Source organism: Blastococcus sp. TF02A-35 (genome assembly GCF_004571075.1).
In the GTDB taxonomy this organism is placed as follows: Bacteria; Actinomycetota; Actinomycetes; order Mycobacteriales; family Geodermatophilaceae; genus Blastococcus.
In genome coordinates this window covers 92248-107837 of record NZ_SPQP01000010.1, presented here as the reverse complement: position 1 = coordinate 107837, position 15590 = coordinate 92248, and the positions used below count along the sequence as shown (strand labels likewise).

The window sequence follows — 15590 nt, the reverse complement described above, 5'->3', positions numbered from 1 at the left end:
CCTGGCCGCAGGTGCGCCGGCGGAGGCGGCGTCGACCGCCGCGGCCGGCACGGCGACCGCGCCGGCCCCCAGCACCACGGCCCCCAGTACCACGGCCCCTGCTCTCCAGGAGGTGGCCGGCGAGGGCCTGCCCGAGGCGGCGGACCCGACCAGCGCGGGGGAGTGGGATGCGCTGGTCGGCGAGCTGTACCAGCGCCGGGCCGAGGCGTTCGAGGCGGCCGACCCGGCCCGCCTCGGCGAGGTCTACGCGCCGGGCAGCGCGCTGCTCGCCGCCGACCAGCAGCACGCCCGCTCCCTCGCCGAGGCCGGCGAGCGGCTGAGCGGGTTCGCACCCGTGGTCCGGGAGGTCACCGTCGAGGCCGCCACGGCCCAGCGGGCGCAGCTGCGGCTCACCGACCGCTGGCTGGACTACCTGGTGGTCCCGGCCGGCCACCCGGAGGGGCCGGTGCTGCGCACGGTGCCCGGCCGGTCCGACGCCCAGGTGCAGCTCGTGCTGGTGCGCACCGCTGAGGGCTGGCGGATCGACTCCGCCGTCCGGACCGGCTGAGTCAGCCCCGCGCGACCGCGGCCCGCAGGGCGGCCTCGACGTCGGTGTGGGTGAACCGGTAGCCGGCAGCGGTGAGGGCCGCGGGGACGGCCCGCTGCCCGGCCAGCACGCCGACCCGGGCGAACTCGCCCAGCGCCAGGCGGAGGGCCGGGGGCGGCACGACCAGCACGGCCGGCCGGTGGAGCACTCGGCCGAGCGCGGCGGTGAACTCGGCGTTGGTGACCGGCGCCGGACCGGACAGGTTCACCGGGCCCGCCACCGGTGCGGTGAGCAGGAACCGGATCGCGTCGACCTCGTCCCGCAGGCTGATCCAGGGCATGTACTGCTGCCCCGAGCCCAGCCGTCCGCCCAGGCCAGCGCGGAAGATCGGCAGGAGGCGGCCGAGCAGCCCTCCCCGGCCCAGGACCAGCCCGGTGCGCAGCCGCACCACCCGCACGCCGGCCTGCGTGGCCGGCTCCGTGGCGCCCTCCCACTCGACGCACACGCGGGCGAGGAAGTCGTCGCCGGCGGGGGCCGTCTCGTCGACCACCCGGTCACCGGTGTCGCCGTACCAGCCCACGCCCGACGCGTTGAGCAGCACGCGCGGGCGGCCCGGGTCGGCGGCGACCGCGTCGGCGAGGCCCTGGCTGAGGGTCGCGGTGGTGTCCACCCGGCTGGAGAGCACGGCCTGCTTGTGCTTCTCGGTCCAGCGGCGGTCGCCCACACCCACGCCGCCCAGGTTCACGACGGCGTCGACGTCGCTGAGCAGGCCGGCGTCGACCCGCCGGTGCTGCGGGTCCCAGCGGTGCTCCTCGGCCGTCCGCGGCGTGCGACGGACGAGCTGCAGGACCTCGTGCCCGTCCTCCCGCAGCGCGGGCAGCAGAGCGCTCCCCACGAAGCCGGACGCGCCGGCGACGGCGACCTTCATGCGGCACTCCCGGATGCGGAGAGGGGGCAGAACGGGCTCGGGGCCCCGGTGGTCACCGGGGCCCCGAGCGGGCGTGCATCAGGCGAGGCCGAGCTCGCCCTCGAACTGTCCGGCCTCGAGCCGCTCCTTCACCGTGGTGAGGAAGCGCGCCGCGTCGGCGCCGTCGACGATCCGGTGGTCGTAGGTGAGGGCCAGGTAGACCATCGACCGGATCGCGATGACCTCGCCGAGGTCGGCGTCCTGGACGACCACCGGTCGCTTCACCACCGAGCCGACACCGAGGATGGCGACCTGCGGCTGGTTGATGATCGGGGTGTCGAACAGCGCGCCCCGGCTGCCGGTGTTGGTCAGCGTGAACGTGCCGCCACCGAGCTCGTCCGGCGTCACCTTGTTGGTCCGGGTGCGCTCGGCCAGGTCCGCGATCTTGCGGGCGATCCCGCCGAGGCTGAGGTCGCCGGCGTCGTGGATGACCGGCACGAGGAGGCCGCGCTCGGTGTCCACCGCGATCCCGAGGTTCTCGGTGTCGTGGTAGGTGACGGTGCCGGCCTCCTGGTCGATGGAGGAGTTCACCGACGGGTGCACCTTCAGCGCCTCGATCGAGGCCTTGGCGAAGAAGGGCAGGAACGAGAGCTTGACGCCCTCGCGGGACTCGAAGTCCGACTTGGCCCTCTGCCGCAGCCGGGCGATCTTGGTGACGTCGGCCTCGACCACCGTGGTCAGCTGCGCGCTGACCTGCAGCGACTCCACCATCCGCCGGGCGATGACCGCGCGGAGACGGGAGAGCTTCTCCGTGCGGCCGCGCACCGAGGTGTCGGGCGTGGCGGCCGGGGACGGGGTCCGCGGAGCGGGGGGAGCGGCCTGAGCGGCAGCCGGCGCCGCCGCGGGAGCGGACTTCTGCTCGGCCGCGGCGAGGACGTCCTGCTTCCGGATCCGCCCGCCGACACCGGTGCCCTTGACGGTGGAGAGGTCGACGCCGTTGTCGGCCGCCAGACGGCGGACCAGCGGGGTGACGTACTGGCCACCGCCGTCGCCACCGCCGTCACCCGAGGGCGCCGGGGCCTGCGGGGCGACCTGGGGAGCGGGGGCGGAGGTCGGGGAGGTCGAGGGCTGGGCGCCGCTGGCGCCGTAGTCGCCACCGGGCTGGGCGGTCGAGGTGGCCGGTGCGGCCGGCTTGGCCTCGGGCGCGGCCTGCGGCGCGGGCTGGGCCGGGGCCTCCTGCTTGGGGGCCTCCTGCTGGGGAGCGGGGGCAGAGCCGCCGACGGCGGCACCGGTGCCGATGACGGCCAGCTGCGCGCCGACGTCGACCGTCTCGTCCTCGTTGACCGTGATCTCCAGGAGCGTGCCGCTCACAGGCGCGGGGATCTCGGTGTCGACCTTGTCGGTCGAGACCTCGAGCAGCGGCTCGTCGGCGGTGACCTCGTCGCCGACGGCCTTCAGCCAGCGGGTGACGGTGCCCTCGGTGACGCTCTCACCCAGCGCCGGCATGGTGACCGGGGTGCCCTCGCCGCCGCCGGAGCTGCCAGAGCCGCCGGAGTCGCTCTGCGCGGGAGCCGGCTCCGGCTCGGCCGCCGGCTCCTCCTGGGCGCCCGCACCGGTGTCGTCGACCTGCTGCGCCGGGGTCTCGGGCATGTCGGCGTCGTCGGCGGACGCCGCCTCGCCGCCGCCCCCGCTGCCGCCGTCGCCCTCGCCACCGATGACGGCGAGCTCGGCACCGACCTCGACGGTCTCGTCCTCCGCGACCAGGATCTTGGTCAGGACGCCGGCGGCCGGGGACGGGATCTCGGTGTCGACCTTGTCGGTCGAGACCTCGAGGAGGGGCTCGTCGACTGCGACCTGGTCACCCTCCTGCTTGAGCCATCGGGTGACCGTGCCCTCGGTGACGCTCTCGCCCAGGGCGGGCATGGTGACGGACGTCGGCATCGGGGCAGTGCTCCTTCTGGCGCTGGGTGATGGGGGGAAGAGCTGGTTCAGCCGTGCACGTGGAGCGGCTTGCCGGCGAGGGCCAGGTGGGCCTCGCCGAGCGCTTCGCTCTGCGTCGGGTGCGGGTGGATGAGGCTGGCGACGTCGTCGGCCTCGGCCTCCCAGTTGTAGATCAGCTGGGCCTCGGCGATGAGCTCGCCGACGCGGCTGCCGACCATGTGGATGCCCACGACCGGGCCGTCGGGGGCCTGGACGAGCTTCACGGCACCGGTGGTCTTGAGGATCTGGCTGCGGCCGTTGCCGGCCAGGTCGTAGGTCAACGTCTTGACCTCGCCGTAGCGCTCCTTGGCCTGCGCCTCGGTGAGCCCGACGGAGGCGACCTCCGGGTCGGAGTAGGTGATCCGCGGGACACCGGCGTAGTCGATGGGCGCGGGCTCCAGGCCGGCGACGCGCTCGGCCACGAGGATGCCCTCGCCGAAGCCCACGTGGGCCAGCTGGAGGGTGGGCACGAGGTCACCGACGGCGGAGATCGTCGGGATGTTGGTCCGCATGTACTCGTCGACGAGGACGTAGCCGCGCTCCATGGCGACCCCGACCTCCTCGTAGCCGATGCCCGAGCTGACCGGACCGCGGCCGACGGCGACGAGCAGCAGCTCGGCCTCGATCTCCTTGCCGTTCTCCAGCGACACCTTCACGCCGTTGTCGGTGGTCTGCACGCCGGAGAACCGGCTGCCGAGCTCGAAGCCGATCTTGCGACGGCGGAACGCGCGCTCCAGCAGCTTCGAGGAGCTCTCGTCCTCGAGCGGGACCAGGTGGGGGAGGCCCTCGACGATGGTCACGTCGACCCCGAAGGACTTCCAGGCGCTGGCGAACTCGCAGCCGATGACACCGCCGCCGAGGATGATCGCCGAGCTGGGCACCCGGTCGAGGTTCAAGGCGTGGTCGCTGGTGATGACCTTGGTGCCGTCGATCTCCAGGCCCGGCAGCGAGCGCGGGTAGGACCCGGTGGCCAGCAGCACGTGCTTGCCCTCGTAGGTCTGGCCGCCGACCTCGACGGTGGTGGCCGACGTGAGCCGGCCCTCGCCCTCGACGTAGGTGATCTTGCGGGCCTTCACGAGGCCCTGCAAGCCCTTGTAGAGCTTGGAGATGACGCCGTTCTTGTAGCTGTTGACGCCGTCCATGTCGATGCCGGCGAGCGACGTCTTCACACCGAACTGCTCGCCCTCGCGGGCGAGGTCGGCGACCTCGCCGGCGTGCAGGAGCGCCTTGGTCGGGATGCACCCGCGGTGCAGGCAGGTGCCGCCGACCTTGTCCTTCTCGATGAGCACGACGTTCAGGCCCAGCTCCGAGGCCCGGAACGCCGCGGCGTACCCACCGGAGCCACCCCCGAGGATGACCAGGTCGGCGGGGGAGGCAGGTGCGCTCACGGGTGCTCCTCGGGTGCGTCGGGCGGCGGCCCCGCTCGAGCGGGCGGGGGCTGAGGCCCATCCTGCCACTCCGGGAACGACCTGGCCGGGACCACCGTTGCTCTCGCGAGCGTCGTGGTGATCACGGGGCCGGGGCGGGGAGGGAGGCGGTCATGGGTCTGTTCGACCGGCTGCGCGGTCGGGGTGCCCGGCGGCGGGGCGCCGCCGAGGACGGCCGGCGCGCGACCCTCGACCGGGGGTCGGCACGGAGCGACCTGGCGCACCTCGAGCAGTTCGTCGGCACCCGTCGCGGCGTCGAGGGCTACGTCGAGCCGCGGACCGCCGTCACCGAGACGACGATCGTGCTGGTGGCGGCCGACGGCGAGTGGACCCGCCGCCGGATCGCCGGCCCCGAGGTCGCCCGGCGGCTGTCCCGCGAGCTGGGCATCCCGGTCTACGACGCGCAGGTGACCGGCTACCCGCAGCGGATGCGCGACTACTCCGCCCGCACCAGGAGCGGGCCGTCACTCGGCGATGAGCGCCTCGATGGTGGCCAGCAGGGTGCGCACGGGGACGCCCGTGCCGCCCTTGGGCGTGTAGCCCCACGGCCCACCGGTGTTGTAGCTCGGGCCGGCGATGTCGATGTGCGCCCACGGCAGCCCGGCCGGGACGAACTCGGCCAGGAAGTGGCCGCCGACGAGCATGCCGCCCATCCGGTCGGCGTTGGCGTTGACGAAGTCCGCCACCGTCGAGTCCAGGCCGCGGCGCAGCTCCGCCGGCAGCGGCATCGGCCACATGCTCTCGCCGCTGCGCCGGGCGGCGGCCACGACGGCGTCGCGCATGTCGTCCGATCCCATGACGCCGGCCGTCCGCCCACCCAGGGCCACCAGCTGGGCGCCGGTCAGGGTGGAGGTCTCGAGCAGCACGTCGGGGCGGTCCTCCGCTGCGCGGGAGATCGCGTCGGCGAGCACCACGCGGCCCTCGGCGTCGGTGTTGGTGATCTCGGCCTTCTTGCCGTTGCGGAAGGTCACCACGTCGGCCGGGCGGTAGGAGGTCCCGCTGGGCAGGTTCTCCGCGATCGGGACGGTGGCGGTGACCTCGACCGGCAGGCCGAGCTGGGCGACGAGGCAGACGGTGGCGATCACGGCCGCCGCGCCGGCCATGTCGCTCTTCATGTCCTCCATCTTGGCGGCGGGCTTGATCGAGATGCCGCCGCTGTCGAAGGTGATGCCCTTGCCGACTAGCGCGACCTTCTTGCGGGCGCCGGCGCCGGTGTAGGTCAGCCGCAGCAGCCGCGGCTTGCGGGCCGAGCCGCTGCCGACGGCCAGGATGCCGCCGTAGCCGCCCGCGGCCAGGGCCTCCTCGTCGAGGATCTCCGTGGCCAGGCCCAGCTTCTCGCCGGCCGCGGCCCCACGGGCGGCCAGCTCGGCGGGGAAGAGGTCGTTGGGCGGGGTGTTGACCAGGTCGCGCACCAGGGCGACGGCGTCGGCCACCGCGCGCACCCGGCGGAGGGCGGACTCCGCGGCGGCCGCGCCGGGGACGACGACGGTGAACTCCTGCGGCGGGGCCAGGCGGTCCGCCGGCAGCTGGGACTTGTAGGCGGTGAACTCGTAGGCCCCGAGCAGCGAGCCCTCGCCGACGGCGTGCAGCCGGTCGGCGTCGGGCGTGCCACCCACCGCGGCCAGCAGGGAGACCACCGAGCGCCGGCCGCGCAGGGCGCGGCTCGCGGCGCCCGCGGCGCGGCGGATCGCCTCGGGGGCGTAGCCGCCTGCGGCGTCGGGGGCACCGAGGCCGGTCACGGCGACGACGGGGAAGGGGCCCTGGCCGAAGGAGGGCAGTTGCGTCACCTCGTCCTCGCCACCCTTGGCGCCCAGGTCGGCCAGCGACGCGAACAGCCGGCCGCCGAGGAGGCGGTCGACGGCCTCGGCCCCGGGGGTCGGGAGCAGCCCGTCAGGGCCCTTGCCGACGGCGACGACGACGGCGTCGGCGGTCAGCTTCTCGAGCGGTTGGTCGGTCGCGGAGATCGTCGGAGGCACCCTGTGATCGTAGAAGGACCCCGTCGCCGTCCCGCCCTCGACGGGGCCGTTCCCGTCCGTCGCCACGCACTAGCGTGTCGCGGGTGACCCCCCTGACCTCGCCCCTCCACGACCGGCACCTCGCTGCCGGGGCCAAGCTCGCCGACTTCAGCGGCTGGTCGATGCCGCTCGAGTACGCCGGCGGCGGGGTCCTCGCCGAGCACGCGGCGGTCCGCGAGGGCGTGGGGCTCTTCGACGTCTCCCACCTGGGCACCGGCACCGTCCGCGGCCCCGGCGCGGCGGCGTTCGTGGACAGCTGCCTGACCAACGACCTGTCCCGCATCGGCCCCGGCCAGGCCCAGTACACGCTGTGCTGCGTCCCGGACGGCGAGCCGCAGGCCGGCGGGGTGGTCGACGACCTGATCGTCTACCTGCACGGGCCCGACGACGTGCTGCTCGTGCCCAACGCCGCGAACGCCGGGGAGGTGCTGGCCCGGCTGGCCTCCGCCGCGCCGGCCGGGGTGGCCGTGGAGGACCGGCACGCCGACGTCGCCGTCCTGGCCGTCCAGGGGCCGCGGTCGCTGCAGGTGCTGGAGCTGCTGGGCGTGCCCGGCGAGATCGGCTACATGTCGTTCGTGACCGGGACCGGCGGCGGCTCGGCCGAGGTGACCGTCTGCCGCACCGGCTACACCGGCGAGCACGGCTACGAGCTGCTGGTGGCGGCCGACCAGGCGGGGCAGATGTGGGACGCGCTGCTCGAGGCCGGCGCCGACCTGGGCATCCGCCCCTGTGGCCTGGGCGCCCGCGACACGCTGCGCACCGAGATGGGCTACCCGCTGCACGGTCACGAGCTCTCCCGGGACATCTCACCGGTGCAGGCGCGGGCGGGCTGGGCGGTCGGCTGGCAGAAGCCGGCGTTCTGGGGGCGCGAGGCGCTGCTGGCCGAGAAGGAGAGCGGGCCGGCCCGCCTCCTCTGGGGGCTGCGGGCCACCGGCCGAGGCATCCCGCGCGCCGGTATGGCCGTGCTGGACGCCGCCGGCACGCGGGTGGGGGAGACCACCAGCGGCACGTTCTCCCCGACGCTGCGGAGCGGGATCGCCCTGGCGCTGCTCGACACCGCGGCCGGCGTCACGGAGGGGACGGAGCTCGCCGTCGACGTCCGGGGCCGGCCGCAGCCGGTCGAGGTCGTCCGGCCGCCGTTCGTGGAGTCGCGCGTCCGCTGAGGACGCGGCCCTCCTACTTCCGGGTCGGGTCCGCCGCGTCCTTCCCCGGCTCGGGCGACTCGGGGAGGGTGTCGGCGACGACGGCGCCGCGGTCGCCCATCGGCTCGGGGTCGCCGTCGGTGGTGTCCCTCGCGGTCTGGTGCTCTGCCTCGGCGTTGATCTCCGCGCCGAGGAGCACCAGGTAGCACGTGAGGTACAGCCACAGCATCAGGACGATGACGCCGGCGATGGCGCCGTAGGTCTTGTCGTAGGACCCGAAGTTGTCCACGTAGACGGCGAAGCCGACGCTGACCGCCGCCCAGATCACGGTGACCACGACCGCGCCCAGGCTCACCCAGCTTAACCGCGGGGAGTCCCGGTCGGGCGCGACGCGGTAGAGCACCGAGAGGGCGCCGGCGAAGACGGCCAGCAGCAGCGCCCAGCGGGCGACCTGGGCCAGGACCGTCCCGACGACCCCCAGGGGCAGCGACTCGATCACGGAGGGGACCACCGCGACGAGGCTGAAGGTGATCAGCACGAAGACGATCGCGCCGAGCGTCAGCGCCAGCGAGAGCGCCTTGAGCTTGATGAAGTTCCGCGCCTCCACCTCGTCGTAGGCGATGTTCACCGCGGTGATCACGTTGCCCACGCCGCCCGAGGCGCTCCACAGCGCGGCCAGGATGGAGACGACCAGGCTGATGCTCAGCGCGCTGCCGCTGTTGTCGACGATCGCGGTGAGCTGGTCGGCGATGAGGCCGGCGGCGTCCTCGGGCAGCTGGGCGGAGAGGTCCTCGACCTGCCGGGCGACGGTCTCCTCGGAGGCGACGAGGCCGTAGATGGAGATGAGCGCGATCAGCGCCGGGAAGATGGAGAGGAAGCCGAAGAACGCGACGCCGCCGGCGATGATCGGCATGTTGTCGGCCTTGTTCTCGGCCCACGCCCGCTTGACGATCTGCTTCCAGCCGCTCCACGGGATCTGCGTCGGCTTCTCGGCGTGGATGCCGGGGAGCTGCTCGGGGGAGGGGGCGCCCGGGGGCACCTCGTCGGGGTGGGACCGGGTCGCCGGGCGGCGGGCCGCCTCCGCGGCGGCCGCGCGCCGCGCGGCCTTCTCCTCGACGCGCTGACGGATGCGCTCGACCGCGCTCTCGTGCTGCTTGGTGCCGGTCATCGCCATCCCCCTGGGTCGGTCACCGCCCGGAGGCGGCCTGCTGGTCGTGCGGGCTGGTCGGCGGTGGGCCGGGGGAGGCCCGGCCCACCGCCGGCGTCCTCAGTCGCCGGGCCAGGCGCCGGTGAGCTTGGTGAACCCGCGGGCGCCGGCGCGGTCGATGGCCGCCTTGGTCGCCGCGAAGATCGCGCCCTGGATGGCGGCGGCCAGGACGACCTCCCGCATCGGGTACTCGCTCTGCAGCGCCGAGGGCGCGTCGTCCTCGTTGGAGACGGCCTTCCAGATCTGCTTGAAGACGATCCCGGACAGGGACCCGGCCAGGATGCCGCCGATCAGGCCGATGGGCCGGTAGGCGAACTTGGCTCCCTTGCTCAACGCTTCCTCCTCCTCGTGGCGCGCCCGGCGCGCCTCTTCCGCAGCACGACGATCCCGGCGACCACGCCGGCGACGGCGAGGAGGCCGGCGATGGTCAGCGGCGGGCTCTCGCGGTAGGTCTCCACCGCGGTGTCCTTGGCCCGGAGCGCACTCTCCTTGGTGCGCGCGGGCACGTCCAGCCGGTGGCTGAGCTCGTCGACGGTGCGGGCGAGCTGGTCACGGGTGGCGTCGATGTCGGCCTTGATCGCGTCGACGTCGGTCGGCCCCTCGACGTCGGGTGCCCCGGGCCCGTGCGCGCCCTCGGGACGGGTGCTCATCGGCCGACCCCCCGCTTCACCGCGGCGATGTCCTCCTGGACGCTCGCGATCGTCTCGGTCGGCAGCGGCGGGGCCGCCTGCTGCACGTCCTTCTTCCCGACCAGCGCGAGCACGCCGGCGACCGCGAAGAGCACGAGGGCGACGGCGATCGCCGCGAGCCAGCCCGGCATGACGTTGGCCAGCCCGAGGACCGCCGCGGTCACCAGGGCCCCGAGGCCGAGGACGGCGAGGAGGCCGGCGCCGCCGAACAGGCCGGCACCGAGGCCCAGCCGCTTGGCCTTGGACGTGACCTCGGCCTGCGCGAGGCGGACCTCGTCGCGCACGAGGCGGGTGACGAGGTCGGGGAGGGCGCCGATCAGCTCACCGGTGGAGGCGGTGGCCGGGTCGGGCGGTGGGGTCTGCGCGCGCGTGGCGCCCGTGGCGGGCTGGGGCGTGGCGGTCATCGGTCCTCCGGTCGGCGGGTCGATGCACTCCCATGCCCCTCCGGGTGGGCCGGTAACCGGCGGGTGGATCACAGCGCGGCAACGACTCCCGGCCCGCTAGCCTCCGCCACATGACGTGGCACTGGCGCTTGGAGGACCCGTCCGGCTCGACCATGGACCCGGCGGCGGTCGGCGTCGAGGTGCCGGAGTCGGACAACCAGGGCGACGCGGAGTCGTGGCTGGGCGAGAACTGGCGCGAGCTGCTCGACCGCGGCGTCGCGACCGTGACGCTCTTCGACGGCGACGAGAAGGCCTACGGCCCCATGGGCCTGGCCGCGACGTGACCCTCAGGTAGAGCCTGAGGGTCACGTCGCCTCGGTCAGAACCCGCGGGCGGTCTTGCCCGGGTCCCGCTCGACCGTGTCGCCCAGGACCTCGTCGATGCGCGCCAGGACGTCGTCGTCGAGGGTCACCCCGGCGGCCTTGACGTTGTCGTGCACCTGCTCCGGGCGGGTGGCGCCGACGATGGCGGCGGCCACGTTGTCGTTCTGCAGCACCCACGCCAGGGCGAGCTGGGCCATCGACAGGCCCAGGTCCTCGGCGATCGGCCGGAGGTCCTGCACGCGGGCGAGCAGGTCGTCGCGCATGAACCGCTGCATCGACTGGCCCGCCTCGGCGTGCCCGGCGCGGCTGTCGGCCGGCGGCTGCTCGCCCGGGCGGTACTTGCCGGTCAGGATCCCCTGCGCCAGCGGAGACCAGACGATCTGGGACACGCCCTCGCGCTGCGAGGTCGGCACGACCTCGCTCTCGATGACCCGCCAGAGCATCGAGTACTGCGGCTGGTTGCTGATCAGCTGGATGCCGAGCTCCCGGGCCAGCGCGGCGCCGGCGGCGATCTGTTCGGCGTTCCACTCCGAGACGCCGATGTAGAGCGCCTTGCCCTGGCGCACCAGGTCGGCGAAGGCGGTCATCGTCTCCTCGAGCGGCACCGTGGTGTCGTAGCGGTGGGCCTGGTAGAGGTCGACGTAGTCGGTCCGCAGCCGGCGCAGCGAGGCGTGCGCGCTCTCGATGATGTGCTTGCGGCCCAGGCCGCGGTCGTTCAGGCCGGGGCCGGTGGGCCAGTAGACCTTGGTGAACAGCTCGATCGACTCCCGGCGCACGCCGGCCAGGGCCTCGCCCAGCACGGTCTCGGCGCGGGTCCCGGCGTAGACGTCGGCGGTGTCGAACGTGGTGATGCCGGCGTCGAGAGCGGCCCGGACGCAGGCGTTGGCCGCGTCCTCCTCCACCTGCCCGCCGTGGGTCAGCCAGTTGCCGTACGCGATCTCGGAGATGGTCAGGCCGGAGCGGCCGAGGCGTCTGAATTCCACGGAGGGCGACGTTAGGCGCCGCGCGGGACCGCCGCCCGCCCGGCCCCGACCCGGGCCCCGTCGGGGACCAGCCGCGCACCGCACGCCGCCAGCCGGGCGGCGAGCCGCGCGGCCGGTGGGTTGTGGTGGCTCAGGTGCACCGCGACGACGTCGGTCCGCCGCGTGACGGCGCCGACCGCGCGCAGCCGGTCCAGCTGCTCGGGGAAGGTGGCGAGGTCCAGGTGGCCGGTCCCGTGCCCGAGGTGGTCGCCGAAGGTCTCCTCCAGGAGGACGACGTCGAGGTCCGCGCCCCGGACCGCCTCGACCGTCTCCTCCGGCAGCGGGCCGGTGTCGGTGGCGTAGAGCAGGCGGCCCCCGTCGGGGCCGGAGACGTCGTAGAGCAGCGTCGGGACCTCGTGCGCGGCGGCGAGGGCCCGGACGGCGTACCCGTGCCGCTCCCACCGGTCGCCGGGCGCCAGCGCCACGAGCTCCACCGGGTCGCCGGGGGCCAGCCACGGCCGGACGGCGTCGAGCACCGGCGGCGGCCCCGCGACGGTGAGCGGCTGCTCGCGGCGCACCCACTGCCGCGCCAGGAGGACCAGCGGGGCGCAGTGGTCGGGGTGGTCGTGGGTGACCAGGACGGTGTGCACCCCGCCCAGCAGCACGTCGGCCGGCGGCGGGGCGGGGGAGAGGTCGAGCAGGAGCGCGTCGTCGACCAGGGCGGAGGTCGGGCGCCGCGCCGCACCGGTCAGGCGGGCGTCGGCGCACGACGCGCAGCTGCACCAGGGGTTGGGCCAGCCGTCCGCGGAGCCGGTGCCGAGCAGGGTGACGCGCAGGGCGGCGTCCCTCAGACCTGGGCGCCGAGCTCGACCTCGGGCTTGGGGAAGCGCCACCTGCGGACCATGGTCGAGCGGCTGATGCCGTACCAGACCAGGCCCTTCATCTTGTGGTCCTGGTCGGGGAACCGGGCGGTCACGGCGCGCTTCACCCGCCGGCCGAGCACCACCGAGTCCGCGATCAGCAGGAGGAAGTACCCGAACAGCACGAAGCTGGAGTAGCTCTTCACCGCGAGGCTCGGCACGAAGGTGCCGATGAGCGCGACGGCGGCGACGGCGAGGAAGAGCCCGCCGACGTTGCGGCGGCTGTCGACGACGTCGCGGACGAGCTTGCGCACCGGGCCGCGGTCGCGGGCGGGCAGGTAGGAGTCGTCACCGCGGGCCGCGCCCTGGCGCGTCTCGGCGCGGCGCAGCGCCTGCTGCTCCCGCATCCGCTTGTACGCCTCCTTGCGCGTGGTGGGCGGCGGCGGGGGCGGGCCCTGGCGCCGGCCCTGGGCCTCGCTGCGCTTGGGCGTGGGGCGCCCCTTGCCGCCGGCCTTGACCAGCTGCTCGGTCAGCTCGCCCGTGTCGCCGGAGGGGGCGGCGGGCGTCTGGTCGGGGTCGCGGCGGCCGGGCAGGCGGAGCTTCACGGGCCGGAAGTCTACGTGTGTGAGCAACGAGGCCCCGTGCGTCGCGCGCGGAGCCGTACAGTGGGGGCACGGGAAGAGGAGCCGTCCGGGCGGCGTTCGTCCGCCACGGAACGCGCGTGCGCGGACACCTCGGAGGGAGAGGACAGGAAAATGACGGTGCAGGACACTGCGGCCACCGGCGTCGTGCTCAGCGACCCCGCCGCTGCCAAGGTCAAGGCTTTGCTGGACCAGGAGGGCCGTGACGACCTGCGGCTGCGCATCGCCGTCCAGCCCGGCGGTTGCTCCGGTCTGCGCTACCAGCTCTTCTTCGACGAGCGGTACCTCGACGGCGACCAGACTTACGAGTACGGCGGCGTCGAGGTCATCGTCGACCGGATGAGCGGCCCCTACCTGGGCGGCGCCACGATCGACTTCGTCGACAGCATCGAGAAGCAGGGCTTCACGATCGACAACCCCAACGCGGGCAGCTCCTGCGCCTGCGGCGACAGCTTCAGCTGATCGCAGGACGCACGCAGCGCCCGGTTCCCCTCTCGGGGAGCCGGGCGCTGTCGCGTCCGGGGGTCAGAGCCGGACGGGGTAGACCGTCGCGGGGATCTCGGGCCGGATCCGCCCCTCGACGAAGATGCCGTGCCAGATCATGAAGACCAGCAGCGTCCAGAGCTTCCGGGAGTAGTCGACCGGGGAGCCCGACCGCTGGTTCTGCCGGTGCGCGTCCAGCATCGCCAGCACCTGGTCCCTGTCCAACCACTCGTCGGTCCCGCTGTCGGTGATCACCTGGCGGGCCCAGTCGTGCAGGTCCTCGGCCAGCCAGTGGCGGGTGGGGACGGGGAAGCCGAGCTTGCGGCGGTTCAGCACGTGCGCCGGCACGATCTGCTCCAGCGCCCGCCGCAGCGCGTACTTCGTCGTCTCCTTGGTGACCCGCTGGTCGACCGGGATCGTCGAGGCCACCCGGAAGACCTCCGGGTCGAGGAAGGGCACCCGCAGCTCCAGCGAGTTCGCCATGGTCATCTTGTCGGCCTTGACGAGGATGTCGCCGCGCAGCCAGGTGAAGAGGTCCACGTACTGCATGGCCGTGACGTCGTCGTAGCCGGCGGCGCGGGTGCGCTCGTACAGCTCCCGGGTGACGGTGGCGTGCGACAGGTCGGCGTCGCGGGTCCGCAGGAAACCGAGCTCGTCGTCGCGGAAGAGCCGCGCGTTGCCGTAGTACCGCTGCTCCAGCGGGATGGAGCCGCGGCGCAGCAGGTCCTTGCCGCGCATGCCGTCGGGCAGCCGCGTGGACAGCGCCCCCAGCGCCCGGCGCACGCCCCGGGGCAGCTTCTCGAACGCCGCCAGCGACAGCGGCTCCCGGTAGATGTTGTAGCCGCCGAACAGCTCGTCGGCGCCCTCCCCGGAGAGCACGACCTTCACGTGCTTCCGGGCCTCGCGCGCGATGAAGTACAGCGGCACGAGCGCCGGGTCGGCGACCGGGTCGTCGAGGTACCAGACCACCAGCGGGATCTCGGCCGCGAACTCCTCCGCCGTCACCACCTTGGTGATGTGCTCCACGCCGATGGCGGCGGCGGACTCGGCCGCGACGTCGATCTCGGAGAAGCCGCTGCGCTCGAAGCCGGTCGTGAAGGTGAGCAGCTTGGGGTTGTACCGCTTGGCCAGCGCGGCGATGGCCGTCGAGTCGATGCCGCCGGAGAGGAACGAGCCGACCGTCACGTCGGCGCGCATGTGCATGCGCACCGAGTCGTCGAGGACGTCGGCGATGCGGTCGTAGAGGGCCTGCTGCTCGTCCTTCGCCACCGGCGTGACCGGGAAGGTCGGGTGGAAGTAGCGCTTGGTCGTCAGCTCCCCGTCGACCACGGTGAAGCTCGTCCCGCTCTCGACGCGGCGGATGCCGCGGTGGAGGGTCGCCGGCTCCGGGACGTACTGCAGCGTCAGGTAGTGCTGCAGGGAGGCGGCGTCCACGCCACCGGCGGCCTCGCTGCCACCGAGGAGCTCGAGGACCGCCTTCTTCTCGGAGCTGAAGACCAGCCCGCCGTCGGCCATGCGCGCGGTGAACAGCGGCTTGATGCCGAACGGGTCGCGGGCGCCGAAGACCGCCTTCTCCTGGGTGTCCCAGATGAGGAAGGCGAACATGCCGCGCAGCCTCGGGACGACGTCCTCGCCCCACAGGTGGTAGCCGGCGACGATCGCCTCGGTGTCGCCCTCGGTGGCGAACGTCGCGCCGGCGGCCTTCAGCTCCTCGCGCAGCTCGAGGTAGTTGTAGATCTCACCGTTGAAGACGATCCGGTAGCGGCCGTCGGCGTAGGCCATCGGCTGGTGGCTGTGCTCGATGTCGATGAAGGACAGCCGGTTGAAGCCGAAGACCGCCCGGGTGTCCCACCAGGCCTCGTTCTCGTCCGGCCCGCGGTGCCGCACGCAGTTCTGGGCCGCCCGCACCGCCTCGACCGTGCCGTCGTCGACGCGGTCGGCGTCGGTGGAGAAGTAGGCGATCAGGCCACACATGAGGCGAGGGA

The 15590-nt window shown here is 73.9% G+C and carries 16 protein-coding genes and 1 pseudogene; 4 read left to right on the top strand and 13 right to left on the bottom strand.

Translation table 11 applies throughout. From position 1 onward, the window contains the following. Positions 1-547: pseudogene (locus E4P43_RS19835) on the top strand (serine/threonine protein kinase); the annotation flags it as partial. Position 548: 1 nt separating this feature from the next. Here E4P43_RS19835 and E4P43_RS07375 read toward each other — a convergent pair. The 5 genes from E4P43_RS07375 to E4P43_RS07355 all read right to left on the bottom strand — a co-directional run bounded on the left by E4P43_RS07375 (position 549) and on the right by E4P43_RS07355 (position 6816). After that, entirely contained in the window at positions 549-1454 is a 906-nt protein-coding gene (locus E4P43_RS07375) for a TIGR01777 family oxidoreductase (RefSeq protein WP_135144761.1), read from the bottom strand. A 78-nt stretch (positions 1455-1532) separates the two neighbouring features. Next, complete coding sequence (gene sucB / locus E4P43_RS07370; protein ID WP_135144760.1) at positions 1533-3374, bottom strand: 2-oxoglutarate dehydrogenase, E2 component, dihydrolipoamide succinyltransferase; 1842 nt, start codon at positions 3372-3374, stop codon at positions 1533-1535. Between the two features lie 47 nt (positions 3375-3421). Beyond that, positions 3422-4801, bottom strand: coding sequence for a dihydrolipoyl dehydrogenase (gene lpdA, locus E4P43_RS07365; protein WP_135144758.1), 1380 nt, complete (start codon positions 4799-4801; stop codon positions 3422-3424). A 301-nt stretch (positions 4802-5102) separates the two neighbouring features. Beyond that, a complete protein-coding gene (locus tag E4P43_RS20795; RefSeq protein ID WP_280790941.1) occupies positions 5103-5228 on the bottom strand; it encodes a hypothetical protein in 126 nt (41 codons plus the stop codon). A 76-nt stretch (positions 5229-5304) separates the two neighbouring features. After that, entirely contained in the window at positions 5305-6816 is a 1512-nt protein-coding gene (locus E4P43_RS07355; RefSeq protein WP_135144757.1) for a leucyl aminopeptidase, read from the bottom strand. An 83-nt stretch (positions 6817-6899) separates the two neighbouring features. Here E4P43_RS07355 and gcvT point away from each other — a divergent pair, with 83 nt between their 5' ends. Beyond that, positions 6900-8018 (top strand): glycine cleavage system aminomethyltransferase GcvT, encoded by a 1119-nt coding sequence (gcvT, locus tag E4P43_RS07350; RefSeq protein ID WP_135144756.1) that lies wholly within the window; start codon positions 6900-6902, stop codon positions 8016-8018. A gap of 13 nt (positions 8019-8031) precedes the next feature. Here gcvT and E4P43_RS07345 read toward each other — a convergent pair whose 3' ends face one another. The 4 genes from E4P43_RS07345 to E4P43_RS07330 form a co-directional block, all read right to left on the bottom strand. Next, positions 8032-9165, bottom strand: a complete 1134-nt coding sequence (locus E4P43_RS07345; RefSeq protein ID WP_135144755.1) for a YihY/virulence factor BrkB family protein — start codon at positions 9163-9165, stop codon at positions 8032-8034. A gap of 99 nt (positions 9166-9264) precedes the next feature. Then, the gene (locus E4P43_RS07340; protein ID WP_113800653.1) at positions 9265-9537 is read right to left on the bottom strand and encodes a DUF4235 domain-containing protein; all 273 of its coding nucleotides are present in this window, start codon (positions 9535-9537) and stop codon (positions 9265-9267) included. Then, on the bottom strand, positions 9534-9854 hold the full coding sequence (locus E4P43_RS07335; RefSeq protein ID WP_135144754.1) for a DUF3618 domain-containing protein: 321 nt from the start codon (positions 9852-9854) through the stop codon (positions 9534-9536). Before E4P43_RS07335 ends, E4P43_RS07340 begins: the two co-directional genes overlap by 4 nt. Then, entirely contained in the window at positions 9851-10297 is a 447-nt protein-coding gene (locus tag E4P43_RS07330) for a phage holin family protein (RefSeq protein WP_135144753.1), read from the bottom strand. The genes E4P43_RS07335 and E4P43_RS07330 overlap by 4 nt, the downstream gene beginning before the upstream one ends. A gap of 110 nt (positions 10298-10407) precedes the next feature. On the opposite strand from E4P43_RS07330, the gene E4P43_RS07325 reads away from it, so the two are divergent. Next, positions 10408-10620 carry a hypothetical protein gene (locus E4P43_RS07325; protein ID WP_135144752.1) on the top strand — a complete coding sequence of 71 codons (213 nt, stop codon included), beginning with the start codon at positions 10408-10410 and terminating at the stop codon, positions 10618-10620. Between the two features lie 35 nt (positions 10621-10655). Here the strand turns inward: E4P43_RS07325 and E4P43_RS07320 are convergent, their stop codons facing one another. The 3 genes from E4P43_RS07320 to E4P43_RS07310 are packed head-to-tail and all read right to left on the bottom strand — an operon-like array spanning position 10656 to position 13086. Beyond that, on the bottom strand, positions 10656-11642 hold the full coding sequence (locus tag E4P43_RS07320) for an aldo/keto reductase family protein (RefSeq protein WP_135144751.1): 987 nt from the start codon (positions 11640-11642) through the stop codon (positions 10656-10658). Between the two features lie 11 nt (positions 11643-11653). Further along, positions 11654-12514, bottom strand: a complete 861-nt coding sequence (locus tag E4P43_RS07315; RefSeq protein WP_209313768.1) for an MBL fold metallo-hydrolase — start codon at positions 12512-12514, stop codon at positions 11654-11656. After that, positions 12469-13086, bottom strand: a complete 618-nt coding sequence (locus E4P43_RS07310; RefSeq protein WP_135144749.1) for a DUF3043 domain-containing protein — start codon at positions 13084-13086, stop codon at positions 12469-12471. Before E4P43_RS07310 ends, E4P43_RS07315 begins: the two co-directional genes overlap by 46 nt. Positions 13087-13236: 150 nt before the next feature. Between E4P43_RS07310 and E4P43_RS07305 the strand changes: the two genes are divergently transcribed. Further along, positions 13237-13584 (top strand): iron-sulfur cluster assembly accessory protein, encoded by a 348-nt coding sequence (locus E4P43_RS07305; protein ID WP_135144748.1) that lies wholly within the window; start codon positions 13237-13239, stop codon positions 13582-13584. A 63-nt stretch (positions 13585-13647) separates the two neighbouring features. On the opposite strand, the gene asnB is transcribed toward E4P43_RS07305, so the two are convergent. Further along, positions 13648-15579: an asparagine synthase (glutamine-hydrolyzing) gene (gene asnB / locus E4P43_RS07300; RefSeq protein ID WP_135144747.1), complete on the bottom strand. Its 1932-nt coding sequence runs from the start codon at positions 15577-15579 to the stop codon at positions 13648-13650. Positions 15580-15590: the final 11 nt, after the last annotated feature.